20 protein-coding genes are annotated in these 19,094 nt (G+C 68.1%); 12 read left to right on the top strand and 8 right to left on the bottom strand.

Annotated features, from left to right (window positions below; genetic code table 11):
• Positions 1–21: 21 nt before the first annotated feature.
• From grpE to ACFWY9_RS09275, 4 genes are all read left to right on the top strand, one after another.
• Complete coding sequence (gene grpE, locus ACFWY9_RS09290; protein WP_378326618.1) at positions 22–501, top strand: nucleotide exchange factor GrpE; 480 nt, start codon at positions 22–24, stop codon at positions 499–501.
• Complete coding sequence (locus ACFWY9_RS09285; protein ID WP_378326619.1) at positions 498–2,336, top strand: dynamin family protein; 1,839 nt, start codon at positions 498–500, stop codon at positions 2,334–2,336. Before grpE ends, ACFWY9_RS09285 begins: the two co-directional genes overlap by 4 nt.
• Before the next feature lie 173 nt (positions 2,337–2,509).
• On the top strand, positions 2,510–3,229 hold the full coding sequence (locus ACFWY9_RS09280) for a hypothetical protein (RefSeq protein WP_378338595.1): 720 nt from the start codon (positions 2,510–2,512) through the stop codon (positions 3,227–3,229).
• A gap of 391 nt (positions 3,230–3,620) precedes the next feature.
• Complete coding sequence (locus tag ACFWY9_RS09275; RefSeq protein ID WP_378326621.1) at positions 3,621–5,444, top strand: phosphoenolpyruvate carboxykinase (GTP); 1,824 nt, start codon at positions 3,621–3,623, stop codon at positions 5,442–5,444.
• Between the two features lie 71 nt (positions 5,445–5,515).
• On the opposite strand, the gene ACFWY9_RS09270 is transcribed toward ACFWY9_RS09275, so the two are convergent.
• Positions 5,516–5,794 (bottom strand): hypothetical protein, encoded by a 279-nt coding sequence (locus ACFWY9_RS09270; protein WP_378326622.1) that lies wholly within the window; start codon positions 5,792–5,794, stop codon positions 5,516–5,518.
• Positions 5,795–5,909: 115 nt separating this feature from the next.
• Here ACFWY9_RS09270 and ACFWY9_RS09265 point away from each other — a divergent pair, with 115 nt between their 5' ends.
• The 4 genes from ACFWY9_RS09265 to ACFWY9_RS09250 all read left to right on the top strand — a co-directional run bounded on the left by ACFWY9_RS09265 (position 5,910) and on the right by ACFWY9_RS09250 (position 9,447).
• The gene (locus ACFWY9_RS09265) at positions 5,910–6,800 is read left to right on the top strand and encodes a TIGR03621 family F420-dependent LLM class oxidoreductase (protein ID WP_378338594.1); all 891 of its coding nucleotides are present in this window, start codon (positions 5,910–5,912) and stop codon (positions 6,798–6,800) included.
• Positions 6,797–7,402, top strand: coding sequence for an ATP-binding cassette domain-containing protein (locus tag ACFWY9_RS09260; RefSeq protein WP_378326624.1), 606 nt, complete (start codon positions 6,797–6,799; stop codon positions 7,400–7,402). The genes ACFWY9_RS09265 and ACFWY9_RS09260 overlap by 4 nt, the downstream gene beginning before the upstream one ends.
• A gap of 113 nt (positions 7,403–7,515) precedes the next feature.
• A complete protein-coding gene (locus tag ACFWY9_RS09255) occupies positions 7,516–8,757 on the top strand; it encodes a hypothetical protein (protein WP_378338593.1) in 1,242 nt (413 codons plus the stop codon).
• 78 nt (positions 8,758–8,835) lie between these two features.
• Positions 8,836–9,447, top strand: a complete 612-nt coding sequence (locus ACFWY9_RS09250; protein ID WP_378326626.1) for an EndoU domain-containing protein — start codon at positions 8,836–8,838, stop codon at positions 9,445–9,447.
• Here ACFWY9_RS09250 and ACFWY9_RS09245 read toward each other — a convergent pair.
• Both ACFWY9_RS09245 and ACFWY9_RS09240 read right to left on the bottom strand, forming a co-directional pair.
• The gene (locus tag ACFWY9_RS09245) at positions 9,407–9,676 is read right to left on the bottom strand and encodes a helix-turn-helix domain-containing protein (protein ID WP_378326627.1); all 270 of its coding nucleotides are present in this window, start codon (positions 9,674–9,676) and stop codon (positions 9,407–9,409) included. The genes ACFWY9_RS09250 and ACFWY9_RS09245 overlap by 41 nt on opposite strands.
• Before the next feature lie 149 nt (positions 9,677–9,825).
• Positions 9,826–11,430, bottom strand: coding sequence for an alpha/beta hydrolase (locus tag ACFWY9_RS09240; protein ID WP_378338592.1), 1,605 nt, complete (start codon positions 11,428–11,430; stop codon positions 9,826–9,828).
• 184 nt (positions 11,431–11,614) lie between these two features.
• On the opposite strand from ACFWY9_RS09240, the gene ACFWY9_RS09235 reads away from it, so the two are divergent.
• The 3 genes from ACFWY9_RS09235 to ACFWY9_RS09225 all read left to right on the top strand — a co-directional run bounded on the left by ACFWY9_RS09235 (position 11,615) and on the right by ACFWY9_RS09225 (position 14,218).
• Positions 11,615–11,893, top strand: coding sequence for a DUF3311 domain-containing protein (locus ACFWY9_RS09235; protein WP_378326629.1), 279 nt, complete (start codon positions 11,615–11,617; stop codon positions 11,891–11,893).
• On the top strand, positions 11,890–13,545 hold the full coding sequence (gene mctP, locus ACFWY9_RS09230) for a monocarboxylate uptake permease MctP (protein ID WP_378338591.1): 1,656 nt from the start codon (positions 11,890–11,892) through the stop codon (positions 13,543–13,545). The genes ACFWY9_RS09235 and mctP overlap by 4 nt, the downstream gene beginning before the upstream one ends.
• Before the next feature lie 91 nt (positions 13,546–13,636).
• Positions 13,637–14,218, top strand: a complete 582-nt coding sequence (locus tag ACFWY9_RS09225; protein ID WP_378326631.1) for a peroxidase-related enzyme — start codon at positions 13,637–13,639, stop codon at positions 14,216–14,218.
• A 6-nt stretch (positions 14,219–14,224) separates the two neighbouring features.
• On the opposite strand, the gene ACFWY9_RS09220 is transcribed toward ACFWY9_RS09225, so the two are convergent.
• The 5 genes from ACFWY9_RS09220 to ACFWY9_RS09200 form a co-directional block, all read right to left on the bottom strand.
• Positions 14,225–14,521, bottom strand: a complete 297-nt coding sequence (locus ACFWY9_RS09220) for a hypothetical protein (RefSeq protein WP_378338590.1) — start codon at positions 14,519–14,521, stop codon at positions 14,225–14,227.
• Position 14,522: 1 nt separating this feature from the next.
• Positions 14,523–15,452 carry a GNAT family N-acetyltransferase gene (locus ACFWY9_RS09215; protein ID WP_378338589.1) on the bottom strand — a complete coding sequence of 310 codons (930 nt, stop codon included), beginning with the start codon at positions 15,450–15,452 and terminating at the stop codon, positions 14,523–14,525.
• Positions 15,453–15,696: 244 nt separating this feature from the next.
• Positions 15,697–15,858: a hypothetical protein gene (locus ACFWY9_RS09210; protein WP_345396244.1), complete on the bottom strand. Its 162-nt coding sequence runs from the start codon at positions 15,856–15,858 to the stop codon at positions 15,697–15,699.
• 241 nt (positions 15,859–16,099) lie between these two features.
• Positions 16,100–17,290 (bottom strand): AAA family ATPase, encoded by a 1,191-nt coding sequence (locus ACFWY9_RS09205; protein ID WP_378326634.1) that lies wholly within the window; start codon positions 17,288–17,290, stop codon positions 16,100–16,102.
• 143 nt (positions 17,291–17,433) lie between these two features.
• Positions 17,434–18,192 carry a MerR family transcriptional regulator gene (locus ACFWY9_RS09200; RefSeq protein ID WP_378326635.1) on the bottom strand — a complete coding sequence of 253 codons (759 nt, stop codon included), beginning with the start codon at positions 18,190–18,192 and terminating at the stop codon, positions 17,434–17,436.
• A gap of 233 nt (positions 18,193–18,425) precedes the next feature.
• On the opposite strand from ACFWY9_RS09200, the gene ACFWY9_RS09195 reads away from it, so the two are divergent.
• Positions 18,426–18,968, top strand: a complete 543-nt coding sequence (locus tag ACFWY9_RS09195; RefSeq protein ID WP_378326636.1) for a DoxX family membrane protein — start codon at positions 18,426–18,428, stop codon at positions 18,966–18,968.
• Positions 18,969–19,094: the final 126 nt, after the last annotated feature.

Genomic DNA, 19,094 nt, shown 5'->3' with positions numbered 1-19,094 from the left:
GGGTTCCGGACGGGGGTCGCGATGGCGTGGTTTCGCAAGGGCGGCGGTGAGGACACCGACGAGCCGACGGGGCAGATCGCCGCGGCTGTGATCGAGGCAGCCGATCGTGCGGGAACCGAAGACGCCGACGACGCGTCGAAGCCCGATGTGGACGCCGTATCCGTAGCCGCGCACGTCGATTCCGCCGACCTGGAGCGCGCACTCGCCGACCGCCAGACGCTGATCCAGCTCTGCCTCTACGCACTGGACCGCGCCCGCAGCGGCGGCGTGGTCGAGCGGCTCGAACACGGCCTCGCCGGCATCGGCGTCCAGGCGCTGCGCCCGGACGGCGAACGGTTCGACCCGGCACAGCACGAGGCGGGCGGTGCCGTCGCGACCGAGGATCCCGCGCTCGACGGCGTCGTCGCCGAGACCGAGATCGCCGGGTTCGCCGATCACGGCAAGCTGCTGCGCGCGCCCATCGTCACGGTGTACGCGAAGAAGCCGGATAAGACACTGTGAACGCTCCCGTCAGTGCGCCGACTCTTCCCGCGCAGGTCAAAGCCGCGCAGGAGCAGTTGCTCGGCGTCGTCCGCGAAGCCGATCCACAGGCCGCGAAGTGGGTCGAGGACATCCGCAAGGCGCGGCAGGGGCGTCCGTCGGTGGTCGTCGTCGGCGAGACCAACCGCGGGAAGAGCTCCCTGGTCAACGCCCTGATCTCGGCACCGGGTCTGTCCCCTGTGGACGCCGATGTCGCGACCGCGACGTATCTGGTCTTCGAACACGCGCAGCAGTGGGGTGCGCAGGCGTGCTACCCCGGCCAGCTCGCGCCGGTGCCGATCGACCTCGGCCAGCTGATCAACTGGGTCTCCGCGGCGCACGAGCTGCCGCCCGGACAGATCCCGCCTCGGTATGTCGAGGTGAGCGGGCCCGTCCCGTTGCTGGAGCGCATCACCATCGTCGACACCCCCGGCGTCGGCGGGCTCGACTCGATGCACGGCGAACTCGCCAAGGAAGCCGCCGCCGGCGCGACGGCGCTGCTGTTCGTCGTGGACGCCTCGGCGCCGTTCACCTCGACCGAGCTGCAGTTCCTGCGCGACGTCGGCGACCGGGTCGAGACGGTCGTGTTCGCACTGTCCAAAGTGGACGCCTTCCGTGGCTGGCGTGAAGTCATGGAGGCCGACCGTCAGCTGCTCGCCGAGCACGCGCCCCGCTTCGCCGACGCGGTGTTCCACCCCGTTTCGGCGAGGATGTTCGAGACCGCGGCGAAGGCGCCGAACGAGCAGATGGCGGCGATGCTGCGGGAGAAGTCCGGGATCGCGCCGCTGCAGGTCGCGCTGCAGGAACTCCTGGTGGGCCGCTCCGCGATGCTCGGCGAGGCCAACACGCTGCGCGCGTTGTCCAGCGCGCTCGGCGAGCTGAAGGCGAAACTGCAGGCCGAGAGCCGCGCGTTGTCCTCCGGTGAGGCCGAAGCCGAACAGCTGCGCGAACGCCGGGATCAGCTGACCGCCGACCGCCGCACGTCGACGCGGGGCTGGCAGCTGAAACTGCGGGCCGAGGTCCAGCGCACCCGCGTCGAGATCGGGCACGAGAGCAGCCGCGAGATGCGCGACGCGCAGTCGCACTTCCGCCAGGTGATCGACGCCGCCAAGCGCGACGACCTGGCCGCGCTCCCCCAGCAGGTCGACATCGCGCTGCAGACGACGTCGCAGCGGATCTCGATGCAGCTTTCCCAGCGGCTGAACCAGGTCACCAACGTTTCGCTGGCCGAGCTGTTCTCGCCGGAGGAACTCGACGTCATCCGCGCGCAGTTCCTGCGAGCGGGCGGCCCGCCGGTCGTCCTGCGCCCGCCGGACAAGAAACCGCCGACCGCCGAAGACAAATTGCTCGTCTTCATGGGCATCTCGGGCGGCGTCGGGGCGGGCAAGATCGCCGCGCTGCCGCTGGCCGGGGTCGCCATCCTCAACCCGGTGGTGCTGCCCGCGACGATCATCATCGGCCTCGGCGCCGGCTGGTGGATGGCGCGCACCCGCAAACACGCGTCGGACAAACAGCACATGAAGCAGTGGCTCGTCGAGGCCATCGCCGACGCGCGCTCCACGCTCGACCAGCTGGTCGCCGAACAGCTCATCGAGGCCGAACAGCAGCTGTCGATGGCACTCGACGATGCGCTCGGCCGCCGCATCGACGCCATCGAGGCCGAGCTGAAGGAAGTCGACAAGACGATCAAGATGGGCGCGCAGGAGCGGGCCAAGAAGATCGCCATCGTCTCGAAGCGGCTCAAGGACGTCAGCGAAGGCCGCGACCGCGCCGAAACCCTGCTCGCCCACATCCGCTCGCTGCGCGACAACCACTAACCGTCACCCGCTGAGACGCGTTCCGACACCTGGCGGCGCCGGAGCGTGACCACACGGGTGGGTCTGTGGACAACCTGTTGTGGACCGGAACCGAACCGGCATACGGTGAGTCATATCCTCGACAAACAGGTCAGCGACATCCGGCAGTACCCGGTCGGTAAGGGGGATTACCCATGTGGGTCGACGAGAGCGGTGGCACCGACGCGGACGCCAGCGGCCCGAACGCGATGACCGTCCACGTCGACGGCCAGGACTACCAGGCCGAGGTGAACTACGACGCCAACGAGGACGGCACCAACGACACGGCGCTGGTCCAGCACGATGACGGCACCGCGCAGGCCTTCATCGACACGAACCACGACGGCGTCGCCGACCAGTACGTCGTGATCGACTCCACCGGGCACGCCGTCGACCAGGCTGTGTACGACGAGCGCAGCGGCCAGTGGGTCCACTCGAGCGGGCACCACACCGGCGGGGACGACTCCGGCCGGGACTCGGGTTCCGGCGGGCACATCCACGCGGACCTGCCCAGCGGCGAGGTCGACGCCGGGGTCGCCACCATCGACACCGACCACGACGGCCACAACGACACCGCGGTGGTGCAGACGAAGGACGGCGGCACGATCGCCTTCACCGACAAGAACGGCGACGGCGAAGCCGACATCGCGGTGCAAACCGACGCGAGCGGGCACACCACCACGTTCGAGCACACCGGGCACGGCCAGTGGACGCAGACCGGCAGCGGTGTCATGGATTCCGAGTCCGCGCCGTCGGCGGCGATGTCCGGTGGCGACCCGGCGAGCGACGCCGCGTGGGGCCGCCCCGGCACCGAAACGCTGGAGGGCGTGGCCAAGATCGACTCCGGTACCGGGCAGTGGATCAGCCCCAACTAATGGCAAACTAATGTAATCCAGGTCACATTCCTGCGATTCACTCGAGGCCCGGCGCGCACGCGTGCCGGGCCTTTGCCATACCCGGCGGGGTGCAATTCGGCATCGAATGTGTGACCCGGCCCGTGTGATGTGGCCCCGCTCACCGAAGAATTTTCGGCGGATGGCCCGTTCCGGTGACGACTGAATCGATTCCCTTATCGTTCTTGTGAGAGAACCGACAGGTCAGCTCTCGGTTACCTGCCGGTCATCCGGCTACTCTCGGGGAATCCCAAAACCCGCACACCGGTCCCCAGCCGGTGTGCGAAGCCATTCGGTCGCCGGCAATGAGGCCCGCACCTGAACAGCGTCGTTCCGGTGTGGGCTCTTTTGTCGTCGGAAGTCAGGAGTAGAGATGACCGCAGTCGCCATCCCCGGACTGGACAACGCGCCGACGACGCACAGTGGCGTGCTGTCCTGGGTCAGGGAGGTCGCCGAGCTGACCACCCCCGACCGCGTGGTGTGGGTGGACGGTTCCGACGAAGAAGCCGCCAGGATCAACGCGGAACTGGTCGAAGCGGGCACTTTCGTGCAACTGGACGCGAAGCCGAACTCCTACTGGGCCGCGTCCGACCCGAATGACGTCGCCCGTGTCGAGGAACGGACGTTCATCTGTTCCGAGCGCGCGGAGGACGCCGGGCCGACCAACAACTGGATGGACCCGGCCGAGATGAAGGCCACCATGACCGAGCTGTTCCGCGGCTCGATGCGGGGACGCACGATGTACGTCATCCCGTTCTGCATGGGCCCGCTCGGCGACGAAAACCCCAAACTGGGCATCGAAATCACCGACTTCGCCTACGTCGTCGCCTCGATGCGCGTGATGACGCGCGCGGGCAAGGCCGCACTGGACAAGTTCGTCGCGCCCGACGGCACCGAGCGCGAGTTCGTCCCCGCGCTGCACTCCGTCGGCGCGCCGCTGGAGCCCGGCCAGAAGGACGTGTCGTGGCCGTGCAACCCGATCAAGTACATCTCGCACTTCCCCGAGGAGCGGCTGATCTGGAGCTACGGTTCCGGCTACGGCGGGAACTCCTTGCTGGGCAAGAAGTGCTACTCGCTGCGCATCGGCTCGGTCATCGCCCGTGACGAGGGCTGGCTGGCCGAGCACATGCTGATCCTCAAGCTGATCTCGCCGGAGGACAAGGTCCACTACGTCGCGGCCGCTTTCCCGAGCGCCTGCGGCAAGACCAACCTCGCGATGCTCCAGCCGACCATTCCCGGCTGGCGCGCGGAGACCCTCGGCGACGACATCGCGTGGATGCGCTTCGGCGAGGACGGCCGCCTGTACGCGGTGAACCCGGAGTTCGGCTTCTTCGGCGTCGCGCCCGGCACCGACTGGCACACCAACCCGAACGCGATGCGCACCATCGAAAAGGGCAACACCGTCTTCACCAACGTCGCGCTCACCGACGACGGCGACATCTGGTGGGAGGGCATGGAGAACAAGCCCGCCCACGCCACGTCCTGGAAGAAGCAGGACTGGACGCCGGAGTCCGAGGAGAAGGCGGCGCACCCGAACTCGCGCTACTGCACGCCGATGTCGCAGTGCCCGATCCTGGCGCCGGAGTGGGACGACCCGAAGGGCGTGCCGATCTCGGCGATCCTGTTCGGTGGCCGCCGCAAGACCACGGTGCCGCTGGTGAACGAGGCCCGCGACTGGCAGCACGGCGTGTTCATGGGCGCCACCATGTCGTCGGAGACCACGGCCGCCGCGGCCGGTGCGGTCGGCAACGTCCGTCGCGACCCGATGGCGATGCTGCCGTTCCTCGGCTACCACGCCGGTGACTACTTCAAGCACTGGCTGGACCTCGGCAAGAACGCCGACGCGAACAAGCTGCCGAAGATCTTCTACGTCAACTGGTTCCGCCGCGGCGACGACGGCCGGTTCCTGTGGCCGGGCTTCGGCGAGAACTCGCGCGTGCTGAAGTGGGTTCTGGAGCGCGTCGAGGGCAAGGGCAACGCGACCGAGACCCCGGTCGGTTTCGTGCCGAAGGCCGAGGACCTCGACACCGAGGGCCTGACCGAGCCGCTCGCCGACATCCAGGCCGCGCTCGACGTCCACGCCGAGGAGTGGCGTCAGGAGCTGCCGCTGATCGAGGAGTGGTTCGAGAAGATCGGCGACAAGGTGCCCAGCTCGCTGCGTGACGAGCTCGACGCCCTGCGCCAGCGTCTCGGCTGACCCGGTTCTGTTCGAAGGGGACGTGCCTCGTTTCGCGGGGGACGTCCCCTTCGTCCTTTTAATGGGTAAGTTCAGCGATGGATTTCGTCGAGATAGGTCAGGTTCAGCGGCCTGAACATGTTCTCCCTCGCCACCGCGCTGAGTGCCGAATCGTGCAGGCTGTAACCGCTGCTGTCGGCGAAACTGGTCAGTGCGTGCGATTTTCCTTTCCGGTCACGGAATTCGATTCCCCAGCTGAAGACCTCGTCCTCGCTGTGCAACAGGAAGCCACGCGCCGCCGAGGCGTCGACGAGTGCCTGCGCGGCTTCGAGCCGCCGCCGTTCGGCGCGTTCGATAGGATTTTCGGCCATGTGACCACGCTATTGCGCCGCACGTCGTAACGCGCGTAGCCGACCGGTTGAAGTCGCGGAGCCGGTGTTTACCGTCGTAGACATCGCCTGCTTTCGGGTGAGTACCGTGAGGACCATGTCCGACGCCGGGGAGAGACCGTTCAGATTCGGCGTGACCATGACCGTGCCCGGGTCGCGGACCGCGTGGGCCGAGAAGTGCCGCAAGGCCGAAGAGCTCGGCTACGACGTCGTCGGCGTGGCCGATCACCTCGGCATGGCCCCGCCCTTTCCGGCGCTGGTCCTCGCGGCCGAGGTGACCGAGCGGGTGCGCCTGGCCACGTTCGTGCTCAACGCCGGTTTCTGGAACCCGGCCCTGCTCGCCCGGGATGCCGCGGGCACCGACCAGTTCACCGGGGGACGCCTCGAACTCGGCCTTGGCGCGGGGTACGTCAAGGCCGAATTCGACGACGCCGGGATTCCGTGGACCGCCGCGGGCGACCGCGTCGACACCCTCGGACACACGATCAAGAAACTCAAGCGGCTTTTCGCCGACCCGGAGCACGAACCCGCGCCCGTCCAAGCGGCCGGCCCGCCACTGCTGATCGCCGGGCTCGGCGACCGGGTGCTCACCCTCGCCGCCGAGCACGCCGACATCATCGGCTTCACCGGCACGCGAAGGACCGACACCCGGACCCTGATTCCGGTCGACTCGGCCACGATCGGCGAGCGCGTCGAGTTCGTCCGCGACAAGCTCGGCGGTCGCGAGGTCGAGCTGAACCTGCCTCCCCGCTACGTCGACGTGACCGGCGATCGCCAGGCAGGGCTGGAAAAAGTACGCGAGCGGATCAAGGGAGAGCTGACCATCGAACAGCTGGCGGACGTGCCGACCGTGCTGGTCGGTACGCCGGACCAGATCGCCGAGCAACTCGTCGCCACGCGGACACGCTTCGGAATCAGCTATTTCAGCGTGCTGGAACGCCATGCCGCGCGGCTGGCGCCGGTGCTCGAACTGGTGCGTGGCCGATGATCGACGCGAGGGCGATCGGCGTCCGCGCCGGGGACGTCTGGCTGTTCGACGAGCTGGATTTCTCCGTCGACCCCGGCGAATGCGCGGTGATCGTCGGGCCGAACGGGGCGGGCAAGTCGACACTGCTGCGCTGTCTGTACGGGATGCAGAAACCCCAGCGCGGCCGGGTGCTCGTCGACGGCGCTCCGCCGGACGAGCGCAAGGTCGCCTTCCGCCGCAAGGTGTCCGTGCTGCTCGACGACTCGGACTTCTTCGCGGAGCTGACCCCGGTGCAGCACCTGGAGCTGCTTGCCGGGACGTTCGGCGCAGACCTCGGCGACTTCCGCGCGCTCATCGCCGACGCTGGGCTCGAAGAGCGGGCGGAGGTCACCGCCGGGAGCTTCTCCGCGGGCCAGCGCCGCCGTCTCCTGCTGCTCGGCGCGACGGCGCGGCCGCATCAGGTGCTCATCCTCGACGAGCCCGAGCGTGCGCTGGACGTCGCGGGCAAGGAGTGGCTGGTCGAGCTGATCGGCCGGTCGACCGCGGCGGGCGCGGCCGTCGTGCTGGCCACCCACCATCCGCCGCTGCTCGAAGCCGCGGACAGCGTCCTAGAGCTGTTCTGATGGTGACGCTGTGCCGTTCATTGCTAATCCGACTACAGTCACGGCTATCCGGCTTGCGTAGCAACGGTTACCTATTGCCCGGGGTCCGCCTACTTTTAGTCGGATTAGCAACAGTGGGCGTCCGCACGCGTGTGCCGGGAAGGCGGCGGTTCGGCGGGATCTTCAGCGGGGACTACGGAACCTTCTACGCGTTGTTCGGTTTCGGCTTCCTCTTCACCGCTTTCTTCAACCTCGACCGATGGCATCGAATCCTCTTCGGACAGTCCACAGCGGACTTTCCGGCGGTGCTGGGGCTGTTCGCGATCTGCCTGGCCTTCGCCTGGCGGGTGCTGCTGCGGCGGGGGTTCGTCTGGGCCGAACCGGCCGAACTGACCTGGCTGGACTTCGCCCGCGCCGATCGGCGCCGGGTGGTCGGCGCCCGGCTCCTGGTCGTGTGGTCGGCGGTCGTGCTCGCCGCGGGCTACGCCGTCGCGCTGGTCGTCGCCGCGGGAGGCGGCGGCCGCGACGTGTGGACCGCCGGTGTCGCGCTGGTGGCCGCATGCGCGGTGCTCATCTTCGCGACGGCGCGCCGTACCGCGCTCCGTGCCGACGTCGCGGGCCCGCTCGTGCTCGCGGTGACCGGGCTGGTGATCGCCGCGGCCGCGCTCGGCCCGCTGACCGTGCAGTACGTCGCGGGTGGTGTCCTGATCGTCGCGTGCGGCCTCGCGCTGGGCGGCGAGCCGGTCACCGGAGCCGGACGGCTGACGCTGGTCGAGGGCTGGAACGTCCGCGTGCTGCGTGCCGTCGCGGTGACGTTCATGGACCCGATGCTCGTCCTGCCCGAGTCGGCCCCGGTCGGACGGCTGTCGCTGCGCCGGCCGACCGCGCTGCGCCTGGCGTGGGCCGGTTTCGCCGGCCGGACGCGGTATCTCGGCGCCGCGGTCCTGCTCGCGCTCGGGGTCGCCGTCGCCAGGGTCGCGGTACCCACGCTGCCCGCGGCCATCCTGGTCGGGCTCGGCGCGTTCATCGCACTGGTGCCGTTCGGCGGCGGGCTCGGGGTGCTGTGGCGCAACCCCGGCCGCCGCCGCTGGCTCGCGACGTCCGACTGGGAACTGCGCGTGACACACGGCCTGCTGCTCGCGATCCTCGCGCTCGGCTGGTCGGCACTGCTCGTGGCGGTATCCCTGCTGGTGGGCGCCACAGTCCCGGTCATCGTCTGGCTCGCGGTGCCACTGGCGGTACTGGCCGTGTTGCGCGCGGTGACCCGGAAGGAAATGGACTACACGGACGGCCGAGGTTTCAGCATGGCGCGGCAGTTCGTCCGCGGCGTCGATGTGCTGGTCATCGGCATTTTGGTGCTCTCCGTGAAGGGCTAGGCCCGTCCCGTTCCCGCTTTCGGGGCATTCTTCACGGCCGTTCGCGGGCTACCCTCTCTGCGACGAGAGGAGTAGCGCGTGGGTGGCGGGCACGCACCGGGCGTCGGACGCCGGGGAACCAGCGAGTTCCCGTACGGCTGGAGCGACCGGCAGATCATCGCGGTGATCGAGGACGTCGCGAACCTTCCCGGCGAGCCACGTCGCCGCCAGCACAACGGCCGCTGGCGCTGCGCCGGGGAACGCTACGGCGTCCACGTCGTGGTGCTGGCCGACGAGGACGGCCAGGTGCGGACCGCCTATCCGGTCGGCGGCCCCGGCGTCGTGCGCAATCCGGACACCCCGAAGGACCCGGCGAATCCGACGCTGGAGGACCTCACCGACAGCCGGATCACCTACTACGCCGACCGCGTGCTCGACCAGCTGGCCGACCGGATCCCGGCGGCGGACTTCACGCACTACCGCGCGCTGCTGTGGGCGGGCGAGTGGGAGGAACTCGTCGACGTCCTCGCCGCGCATGCCGTCAGCGTCGACCTGAACCTGAGCACCGACGAGTTCGCCGACCTCGAGCGGCTGCTCTACTCCTACGAGATCCCGCTCCCCGGCTTCGCCTTCCTGAACGACCGGAACAAGATCCTGGAGCGGCTGCGGCCTAACTCGCCTGGGACAGTGACGGCCTCGGCGGCTCGGTAGCCACTCGCAGCTCTTCGAGCGAGAGGCCGACGGCGTCCGCGATCGCGGCGACCGTGAAGAACGCCGGTGTGGGGATCCGCCCGGTCTCGATCTTGCGCAGCGTCTCGACCGAGATCCCGGCCTCCGCCGCGACGTCGGCCATGCTGCGCCCTGCCCGCGCGGCGCGCAGGGCCAGCCCCAGCCGCTCGCCACGTTCGCGCTCTTCGTCCGTCAGCGGTACACGCACCATGGGGCCAATAGTAATACCACCCCGCTACCACCCCAACGATCACCAGAGTTATCCACCCCCTGTGGACAACTCTGTGCACAGGTGTGAAAAGCCCATGTGGAAAGACCCCGCCGAGCCGAAGCTCGACGGGGCCACAATCCCTAGGGGGTTCAGGCGCCGGCAGGCACCGGAAGTGGGACACCGGGCAGTTTCTGGTCGTTCGGGACCTTCCCGTCCACCAGGTAGTCCTCCACCACCTTGTCCACACCCGCGTTGCCGCCGGCGTAGATGCCGTGGTCACCCTCGCCGGTCACGGTGATCATGCGCGAGTTCTCGAACGCCTTGTGCGCTCGCTGCGCGCCCTCGATCGGCGTCGCCGGGTCGTGCTCCGACTCGACGATCAGTACCGGCGGCACGCCCTTGCCGGTCATCGGCGGCAGCGGGGCCGGCGGGTTGTTCCAGAACAGGCACGGCTGGATGAACCAGCCGGCGCCGAGCAGCGGCTTCTGCTGGTCGATCAGCTTCTGCGACTGCCGGATGGCGCTGTTCGGGCTGCCGGTCCACGGTCCCTCGTTGCACGGGATGGTCCAGAAGCTCGCGTCGTAGGCGTCGCCGTCACTCGGCACCATCAGCGGCTGCGGGCCAACCACCTTGTCGTTGACCTTGGCTTTGACCTGCTTCGCGGCCTCGGCCTTCTGCTGCTGCGAGGCGCCGCCCTGGGTCAGCGTCCGGACGTTGACCAGGTACTGGGCCAGCGGGACGAAGTTCCGCTTGTTGTAGAGCTGGTTCGCGATGAACGAGTCGAGCGCGTTGGCCGACACTGTGGTGCCGTCCAGCGTCACCGGGTGCTGCGTCAGCGCGTAGCGGACCTGCTCGTAGGTCTGCCGAGCTTCCTCGCCGGTGGTGCCGAAGTGGTAGAGCTTGTCGTACTTCGCCAGCCACGGCAGGAAGTCCTGCCGGAAGCGGCGCTCGAAGCCGAGCGGCTGCCAGTCGAACGACTTCTGCCAGGTCGTGGTGAACTCCGTCGAGGAGTCCAGCAGGAAGCGGCCGGTGCGGGTCGGGAACTGCTGTGCGTAGTGCGCGCCCAGCCAGGTACCCGCCGAGTAACCAGCCCAGTTGATCTTGTCGCGGCCGAGCAGGACGCGCAGCAGATCGATGTCGCGCACGGTCTGGTCGGTGTTGATGAGCGGGCCCAGCTCACCGGACTTGACCTGGCACGAGTGCGCCGCGTACCGCGTGGCGTCCAGGATCAGGTTGAGGTTCTCCTTGCGGCGGTCCCGCGGGTCGAGGTCGCTGCCCGTGCCGATGGCGCCACCGCAGGTGATGTTCGTGCTCTTGCCGGTGCCCCGCGGGTCCATCCCGACGATTTCCTGGTTGGCCCGCAGCTTGGCCTGGTTACGGAACCGGGCGGGGAAGTTGCGGCCGGGTGCGCCGGGACCGCCCGGGTTGGTGACCACGCTGTCGGTCGCCTTGCCGCTGGTCGCCTTGAGGCGGCTGACGGCGATGGTCAGGTCGATCTTGTCGTCGGCGCGGTACCAGTTGCGCGGCGTCTGGTAGGTCGCGCATTCGATGTCCTCGGCGCCCGGCGGCGGCGGTGTCGGCAGCTCGCTCGACGTGCACTTGTGCCAGGCCAGCTTCTGGTTCGCGTACTGCGCTGGAATGTTCGTGGAGTTCAGAGGCTGCTTCGCCTCCTCGCCCGCGAAGGCAGGCGTGAACCCGGCCAGCAGGGTGCCGGCCACGGCCGGGATCACCACCGCATAGCGGAGTTTCGTCATCCGGATGCCCCTTTGTGTCGGAATCTCTGGCTATTGATATCCGTCGGGGGCAGAGGCGGCAACCGCCCTTCGTCGGCATCGTCACCATCACTGATCGAATCGATACCGGACTGGGGTGACGATGTCGTACCCAGGTTCTAGTGTCGTGCGGACGCGGTGTCGCGCGAGTGTTAGGTGAGGTCTGATGTCGTCTGCCAAACAAGGCGGGAAGGTGCGCGGGTTCCAGTTCAGCCCGTGGAACCTGCTCCTGATCGTCCCGCTGTTGGTGCTGGTCACACCACTGTTCAATCTGGACGGACCCCGGCTGTTCGGGATGCCGTTCTTCTACTGGTTCCAGTTCGCGATGGTGCTCGTCGGTGTGCTCAGCACCGCGATCGTCTACTGGGCCACCAAAGGAAAACCGGTCAGTGACGAGCCGGATCGGCTGAGTGTGGACGACCTCGACGCGGGGAGCGGCGAATGAGCAACCTGCAATGGCCGGAGCTGGTCATTTTCACCCTTCTTTTTCTGTTGGTGACGGTGCTCGGCTTCGTCGCTTCGCGGTGGAAGGCGGGCAACACGCTCGACCATCTCGACGAATGGGGTCTCGGCGGGCGCAAGTTCGGCTCGTGGATCACCTGGTTCCTGCTCGGCGGTGACCTCTACACGGCCTACACCTTCGTCGCGGTGCCCGCGCTGATGTTCGGCGCCGGCGCGCTCGGCATGTACGCTCTGCCTTACACGATCATTGTCTACCCGATCGTGTTGCTCCCGGCGCTGCGCATGTGGTCGGTCTCGCGGTCGCGCGGGTACGTCACCCCCGCCGACTTCGTCCGCGGCCGGTTCGGCTCGCCGACGCTGGCGCTGCTCGTCGCGATCACCGGCATCGTCGCGACGATGCCCTACATCGCGCTGCAGCTCGTCGGCCTCGAGTCGGTGCTGCGCACGATGGGCCTCAACGGTTCCGGCATCGTCGGGCACCTGCCGCTGCTGATCGCGTTCGTGATCCTGGCGCTCTACACCTACCAGTCGGGCCTGCGCGCGCCCGCGCTGATCGCGTTCGTCAAGGACATCCTGATCTACATCGTGATCCTGGTGGCGATCATCTACCTGCCGATCAAGCTCGGCGGCTGGTCGCACATCTTCGACTCCGCGGCGGCGAAGCTGGCCAAGCCGAACCCGGCCACCGGGAAGCCGTCCGGGTCGGTCCTGCTGACCTCGAACAACCAGCTCCAGTACGCGACGCTCGCACTCGGCTCGGCGCTGGCGTTGTTCCTCTACCCGCACTCGCTCACCAGCGTCCTCGCCTCGCGCGGGCGCAGCGTGATCAAGCGGAACATGGTCGCGCTCCCGGCGTACTCGCTGCTGCTCGGCCTGCTGGCGCTGCTCGGCTACGTCGCGATCACTGCCGGTGTGAAGCCGATCAACAACAACGCGACCGGCAAACCGGACAGCAACACCATCGTGCCGGTGCTGTTCGACACCCAGTTCCCGTCCTGGTTCGCGGGCATCGCTTTCGCCGCGATCGGGATCGGCGCGCTGGTGCCCGCCGCGATCATGTCGATCGCCGCGGCGAACCTGTGGACGCGCAACATCTACAAGGAGTACATCAAGAAGAACGCGACGCCGGGCCAGGAGGCGAAGCAGGCGAAGCTCGCTTCGCTGATCGTGAAGTTCGGCGCGGTCGCGTTCATCCTGTTCATCGACCCGCAGTTCTCCATCGACCTGCAGCTCATGGGCGGGGTGATGATCCTGCAGACCCTGCCGGCGGTGGCGCTCTCGCTGTACACCCGGTGGTTCCACCGGTGGGGCCTGATCGCGGGCTGGGTCGTCGGCATGGGCTGGGGCCTGATCATGCTCTACGGCATCCCGAACCCGGCCAACGGCAAGAAGCACTTCGGCGGTTCGGCGCTGCCGATGGGCGACCTGTCGATCTTCGGCTGGCACCCGTTCGCGGGCTCGGCCGTGCAGATCTACCCCGGGTTCGTGGCGCTGATCGCGAACATCGTGGTGGCCGTGATCGTCACCGTCATCGCGCGGCAGCTGAAGGTCGTCAACGGCACGGACCAGACCGAGCCGGAGGACTACCACGCCGACGAGCACGACAAGGACCTCCGCCCCATCGGCGTCCACTAGTCCACAGAGGACAGTCCGTGAAGGCCTCTTTACCGGCAACCAGTGCCGGTAAGGAGGCCTTCACGGCGTCCGGGCGACTAGCGTGGGACCCATGAGCGAGTCGGTGAGCCGGTTTCCGGTGGTAGACCTCGAAGACCTGCCCGAGGACCTGCGCGAGCGAGTCGGCGAGATCGCGCGGAAGTCCGGGTTCGTGCCCAACATCTTCCGCGCCCTCGGGCATCGGCCCGCCGAACTGCGGGCCTTCCTCGACTATCACGACGCGCTCATGGACCGCTCCGACGGGCTGAGCAAGGCCGAACGCGAACTCGTCGTGGTCGCCACCTCGGGCGCCAACCACTGCACCTACTGCGTCGTCGCGCACGGCGCGATCCTGCGTGTCCGCGCCAAGGACCCGCAGCTCGCGGACCGGGTGTCGAGCAACCCCTGGCAGGTCGAACTCGACGAACGCGGCCGGGCGATCGTGGACCTCGCGCTCGCACTGGCCCAGGATTCCGCGCTCTTCGGCGAGGCCGACATCGACGCCGCGCGCGAGGCGGGCCTGACGGACGACGAGATTTGGGACGTCGGCGCGATCACGGCGCTCTTCGCGATGTCGAACCGGCTCGCGCACCTCACGGCGTTGCGGCCCAACGCCGAGTTCTACCTGCTGGGCAGGCTGCCGCGCGAGTCGTGAGCCGGATCAGTACCGGTAGAACGGGCCCGGCAGGTCACGCCGGACCTCGAATCTGGCCAGCAGCAGGCCGAAGAGCGCGCGGACGCGGCTGAGCGGTTTCGTCCAGAGCCGCGGCGCGGGTCCGTAGTAGCGTGGGTCCTCGTGCGGGGTGAAGGCGTCGCCGGTCAGCACGACCACCTCGTGCCCGCGCGGGCAGTGCCCGGACACCGAGATCATGCCGGGGGTCAGGTTCTCGACCCAGTCGACCTCGTCCACGCCGAGCAGGGTCCGGCGATCGCATTCGGCGCAGTAGACGACGAACATCTCACAGCTCCAACCGCCAGGTCTCACCGATCAGCTTCGGCCCGAAGTTCTCGGTCGGCTCCTCGCCGACCAGTTGGAAGCCGTTCTTGCGGTAGATGTCGCGGGCTGCCGTGAGCACCGAGACGGTCCACAGCTCCATCGCCGTGTATCCGGTCGCCCTGGCGAACTCCACGCATTCGCCGACGAGCCGCTTGCCTGCGCCGAGACCACGCGCGCTCGGCTCCACGAGCAGTAACCGGAGCTTCGCGACCTGCGGGTCCTCGGCGCGCATGCAGAAGACACTGCCCACCCGCTCGCCGTCGACCTCGGCGATCCACCCGGCCTGGCCGGGATCGTCGCGACGGTCGGCGAAATCCGCGACGACCCGCGCGGTCAGTGCTTCGAACCGGTCGTTGAACCCGTACTCCCGGGCATACAACGCTCCGTGACGATGCACCACCCACCCGAGGTCACCCGGACGTGGGGACCGTAAAACCAGCGAAGGCGCTGCGGGGCGCCCGCGCACCACTCCGGCGATAGTGTCCATCGCGCCGAGCAGCCGTCGCTGGTCCTCGTCGGGGAACTGTTCGAGCAGTCCGCCGATGCGCTGGGAGCTGCGCTCGTTGAGCATCGCGAACGCGTCGGTGCCCGCCGGGGTCAGCCGGACGAGCTGGCGGCGGCCGTCCTCGTCGCAGCGTTCCCGGACAACCAGCCCCCGGGTCTCCAGCCTGGCGAGCAGCCTGCTCGCGTACCCGGCGTCCAGATCGAGCTGTTTGCGCAGGTCGGTGACGTAGACCTGGTCGTGCTGGGCGAGTTCGAACAGCACCCGCGCTTCGCTCAGCGAGTACTCGGCGTCGGCTGGTCCCTCGTCGAGAACGCCGATGACCCCGGTGTACAGGCGGTTGAAGGCGCGGACCGTGGCGACCCGGTCGGCAAGCTGCGTGTCGTTCACTGACCACCTCAACAAATTCGTTGACGCGGTCAATCATTACTCCGGATGGTGGCCATGAGCAACTCATTTGCCGGGTTCTTGCACGTCCACCCGGACATATGGAAACCCCGTGATGCTGCCAGGTCGGGGGTCCGCCAGCATCACGGGGTCGTAGGGGGTATCGACACAACTTTCTGTGGCGTTACACCCTGAGCACTATGTGGTGTAGGTCACTCGAATGGGTGTCGACTACGTGGGTGACGCGTCAGCGCATGTAGCCCTGGCGCGCCTGAGCGATGGCGATCAGTTCCTGACGAACGGTCGCGGTGGCCGCGGTGTCAATCGCCCGGTTCAGCGCCCGGCGAGTGCGAGCCTCGGCGCGGCGGGCACGGAGCTTGGCGGCGATGTTGTTCATCGGTTTCTGCATCCCCTTCGAGGGTCTCGGTTGCTGTGTCTCTAGTATGCACCTTTTTTCACAAGGAAGCGAACGAATCGACGGTGATATGGCGCACTTGCCGATGAATCGTAGGCAAACTTGGCTTATCGCCGGAGAGACTTCGTGTCGCCGGTCACGTTTCGCTAACGGCCTAGAGCTGTCTAAGTATCTCTAGCTTTCAAGCTATAGAGCCTTAGGCAGGCGCATACTCCGTGAGAGAGGTACGGGAAGCTCAGTCGCGGCCGAGCAGGTAGTGGCCGAAGTGCGGCACCGTGAACGCGATCTGCCCGCGCTCGGCCGAATACACCAGGCCCTTTTTCATCAGGCTGTCCCGCGCCGGTGACAATGACGAAGGCTTACGGCCCAGGTAGACGGCCACATCGGCGGTGCCTGCCGCCTCGTCGCGGCCCTGGGTCAGCTCGGCCATCGCGAGCAGGTACTCGCGCTCTGCCGGGGTCGCGCGTTCGTAGCGCGAGCCGAAGAATCCGACGGCGAGCTCGGCTTCGGCCTCGGGGGCGGCGACCTGGACGTCCTTGACGGTGATCGGATCGGCCGGGGCCGCGTCCCAGGCCGCCTTGCCGTAGGCCTGGATGAAGTACGGATAGCCGCCCGAGGCGTCGAACAACGCGTCCAGCGCCTCGGGCTCGATCCCGGCGTCCTCGCGCTCGATCGGCGCCATCACCGCGATGTCGGCGTACTCGCGGTCGAGCCGGTCGATCCGCGCGTAGCGGAAGAGCCGCTCGGAGTACGACTTCGACGCCGAGAGCACCGCGGGTACATGGGGCAGCCCGGCCCCGACCACGACCAGCGGTGCCCCGGACTGCGACAGCTCATGACAGGCCGCGCACAGCGCCGAGACGTCGTCCGGCTGGAGGTCCTGCATCTCGTCGATGAGCAGGGTGACGCCGGTGCCGACGTCGGCGGCGAGTTCGGCGACGTCGGTGAACAGCTCGACCAGGTCGATCTCGATGTCGCCGGAGTCGGCGCGGCCCTGCGCGGCCGGAACGTCGATGCCGGGCTGCCAGCGGTCGCGGAGCTTCGCGTCGGCCTTGTTGGCGCGCAGTGCGAACGCCTTGAGCACGGCGAGCACATCTTCGACGCGGTCCGGCGCGCGGTGCCGTACCGCGAGATCCCGGATCGCCCGGTGCAGTGCCGCCGACAGCGGCCGCCGCAGCTCCGCGTCCGGTCGTGCCTCGATCTTGCCCGCGCCCCAGCCGTGCTTGATCGCCATCGAGCGCAGCTCGCCGAGCAGCACCGTCTTGCCGACCCCGCGCAGTCCGGTCAGGACCAGACTGCGTTCGGGGCGTCCGCGCGCGACCCGCTCCAGCACCACCTCGAACGCTTTCAGCTCGCGTTCGCGGCCTGCCAGCTCGGGCGGCCGTTGACCGGCGCCCGGGGCGAAGGGATTGCGGATCGGGTCCACTCTGCCACGTTATCGGGGTATCTAGCGTGAGCCCGATATTTGCGGATACGGACCTAGCGCGTGTTGGCCAGGTTGGCCCGGATGGACGAGTACCCGCCGTTCGCGGGAGACGGGCGGGTCTGCAGCCCCGCCCCCTGACCTGTCTAGTCGGTCAGGTTCCGCTCGGCGTAGACACGCATCGCGTCGCGGATGTACTCCGCCGTGCCCGCGCCGTACTTCTCGTCGTACTTGCCATAACGCGGGTCGTCGACGTACAGCTGGCCGAGACCGGCGAAGTAGCACTTCGACACCGAGGACGCCGCGGGCCGCAGCCACTCGTACAGCCGCTGCGTGATCGCCTGTGTCTCGGCGCCGTCGACCGGCAGTCCGGTCGAGTGCGCCTCGCCGAACGCTGCCGCGATGTCGAGCTGCTCCTGCTGGAACGCCTTCTTCTGCTCGTCGCTCAGCGAGCGCCACCAGTCGGCACTCTTGCGGTAGGCGTCGGCGCCCCAGCGCTCGGTGACCTCCTTCTCGTACTTCGTGTGGTCGAATCCCTCGAACACTTCGTTGGCCATGAGTCGTTCACCTCCCTTCAGTTTCTTCACCGTGGTGCGGACCGACTCGATCTGTCGCGCCAGCCGCTGCTGTTCCTGTTCCAGCAGCTCCAGATGCGTTTCGAGGGCAGCGACGCGGTCCTGTTGCCCGTCGAGCACCTCGGCGATCGCGGGCAGGCCGAGGCCGAGTTCGCGCAACAGCAGGATCCGCTGCAGCCGGACGAGCGAGTGCTCGTCGTAGTAGCGGTAGCCGTTGCCGCCGATCCGGCTGGGCTCGAGCAGGCCGATCGCGCCGTAGTGGCGCAACGTCCGGCTCGTCGTCCCGGCGGACTTGGCGAGGTCCTGGATGGACCACTCCGACCGCGTCATCTGCCCGCCTCCCTCCTGATCTCGTCGGTGAAACCAGGTTAAAAGTTGACGTAACGTCAAAGTCAACCCTCGTGCCGCTAGTGCTCTATCTCGCTCGCTAACGCCGTCTACCGCTATCTAGGGCTGGAGCAATATTCGGACATAGGCCGCTAGTACCGGTTTGGTGCCGGGCTGTGGGGGCATTCAGGGCGTAGGTTCGCGTTGCAGGCTTCGGAACAAGGAAGGCAAGGACCGTGATACTCCGCCGTGTGGCAAGACCACTGCTCGCCTCGATCTTCATCTTCGGCGGGATCGGTGCGCTGAGGGACGCCCAGGGGCACGCGAAGGCCGTCGAACCGTTCCTCACCGACACGTTCGACAAGGTCGAGGGCATCGTCCCGGACGCCGTGCCGCGTGATCCCGCGACCCTCGTCCGGATCGACGCCGCAGTGAAGGTGACCGCCGGGCTCGCGCTCGCCGCGGGCAAGGCGCCGCGCCTGGCGTCGCTGGCCCTGCTCGGCAGTCTCGTGCCGACGACGCTGGCCGGGCACCGGTTCTGGGAGAGCAAGGACCCGGCGGAGAAGCAGCAGCAACAGATTCAGTTCATCAAGAACGCGAGTCTGGCCGGTGGGCTGCTGCTCGCGATCGGCGACACCGCGGGTAAGCCGTCGGTGGGCTGGCGTGCGCGTCGCGCCGCGAAGAAGGCCGGCGACTTTTCGGAAGACCTCGGCAAGAAGGCCGAGAAGCGCGCGAAGAAGCTTCGCAAGAAGGCCGCCAAGGCCCTGCCTGGCGACTGACCCCAAGCGTGCTGAAGGGGGGGGGGGGGGGGGGGGGTGCGGGGGGCGCGGCAGCACCGCGGCGCCCCCGCGACGGCCAGGCCCCCACACCCCCACAGAAACGACTCGCGCGCGGGCGGACCCCCG

The sequence above is a fragment of the Amycolatopsis sp. NPDC059027 genome, from assembly GCF_042739735.1.
GTDB lineage: Bacteria > Actinomycetota > Actinomycetes > Mycobacteriales > Pseudonocardiaceae > Amycolatopsis.
Note: the sequence above shows the minus strand (reverse complement) of the source record. Positions and strands in the feature narration are given on the sequence as shown.

What these genes read in the sequence shown, in the direction of transcription:
- mctP (WP_378338591.1), top strand. Translation starts at nt 11,890, where the DNA reads ATGAGCAACCTGCAATGGCCGGAGCTGGTCATTTTCACCCTTCTTTTT.
- ACFWY9_RS09210 (WP_345396244.1), bottom strand. Translation starts at nt 15,858, where the DNA reads ATGCAGAAACCGATGAACAACATCGCCGCCAAGCTCCGTGCCCGCCGC.
- ACFWY9_RS09280 (WP_378338595.1), top strand. Translation starts at nt 2,510, where the DNA reads ATGTGGGTCGACGAGAGCGGTGGCACCGACGCGGACGCCAGCGGCCCG.
- ACFWY9_RS09240 (WP_378338592.1), bottom strand. Translation starts at nt 11,430, where the DNA reads ATGACGAAACTCCGCTATGCGGTGGTGATCCCGGCCGTGGCCGGCACC.
- ACFWY9_RS09200 (WP_378326635.1), bottom strand. Translation starts at nt 18,192, where the DNA reads ATGACGCGGTCGGAGTGGTCCATCCAGGACCTCGCCAAGTCCGCCGGG.
- ACFWY9_RS09225 (WP_378326631.1), top strand. Translation starts at nt 13,637, where the DNA reads ATGAGCGAGTCGGTGAGCCGGTTTCCGGTGGTAGACCTCGAAGACCTG.
- ACFWY9_RS09260 (WP_378326624.1), top strand. Translation starts at nt 6,797, where the DNA reads ATGATCGACGCGAGGGCGATCGGCGTCCGCGCCGGGGACGTCTGGCTG.
- ACFWY9_RS09245 (WP_378326627.1), bottom strand. Translation starts at nt 9,676, where the DNA reads ATGGTGCGTGTACCGCTGACGGACGAAGAGCGCGAACGTGGCGAGCGG.
- ACFWY9_RS09235 (WP_378326629.1), top strand. Translation starts at nt 11,615, where the DNA reads ATGTCGTCTGCCAAACAAGGCGGGAAGGTGCGCGGGTTCCAGTTCAGC.
- ACFWY9_RS09220 (WP_378338590.1), bottom strand. Translation starts at nt 14,521, where the DNA reads ATGTTCGTCGTCTACTGCGCCGAATGCGATCGCCGGACCCTGCTCGGC.
- ACFWY9_RS09275 (WP_378326621.1), top strand. Translation starts at nt 3,621, where the DNA reads ATGACCGCAGTCGCCATCCCCGGACTGGACAACGCGCCGACGACGCAC.
- grpE (WP_378326618.1), top strand. Translation starts at nt 22, where the DNA reads ATGGCGTGGTTTCGCAAGGGCGGCGGTGAGGACACCGACGAGCCGACG.
- ACFWY9_RS09270 (WP_378326622.1), bottom strand. Translation starts at nt 5,794, where the DNA reads ATGGCCGAAAATCCTATCGAACGCGCCGAACGGCGGCGGCTCGAAGCC.
- ACFWY9_RS09265 (WP_378338594.1), top strand. Translation starts at nt 5,910, where the DNA reads ATGTCCGACGCCGGGGAGAGACCGTTCAGATTCGGCGTGACCATGACC.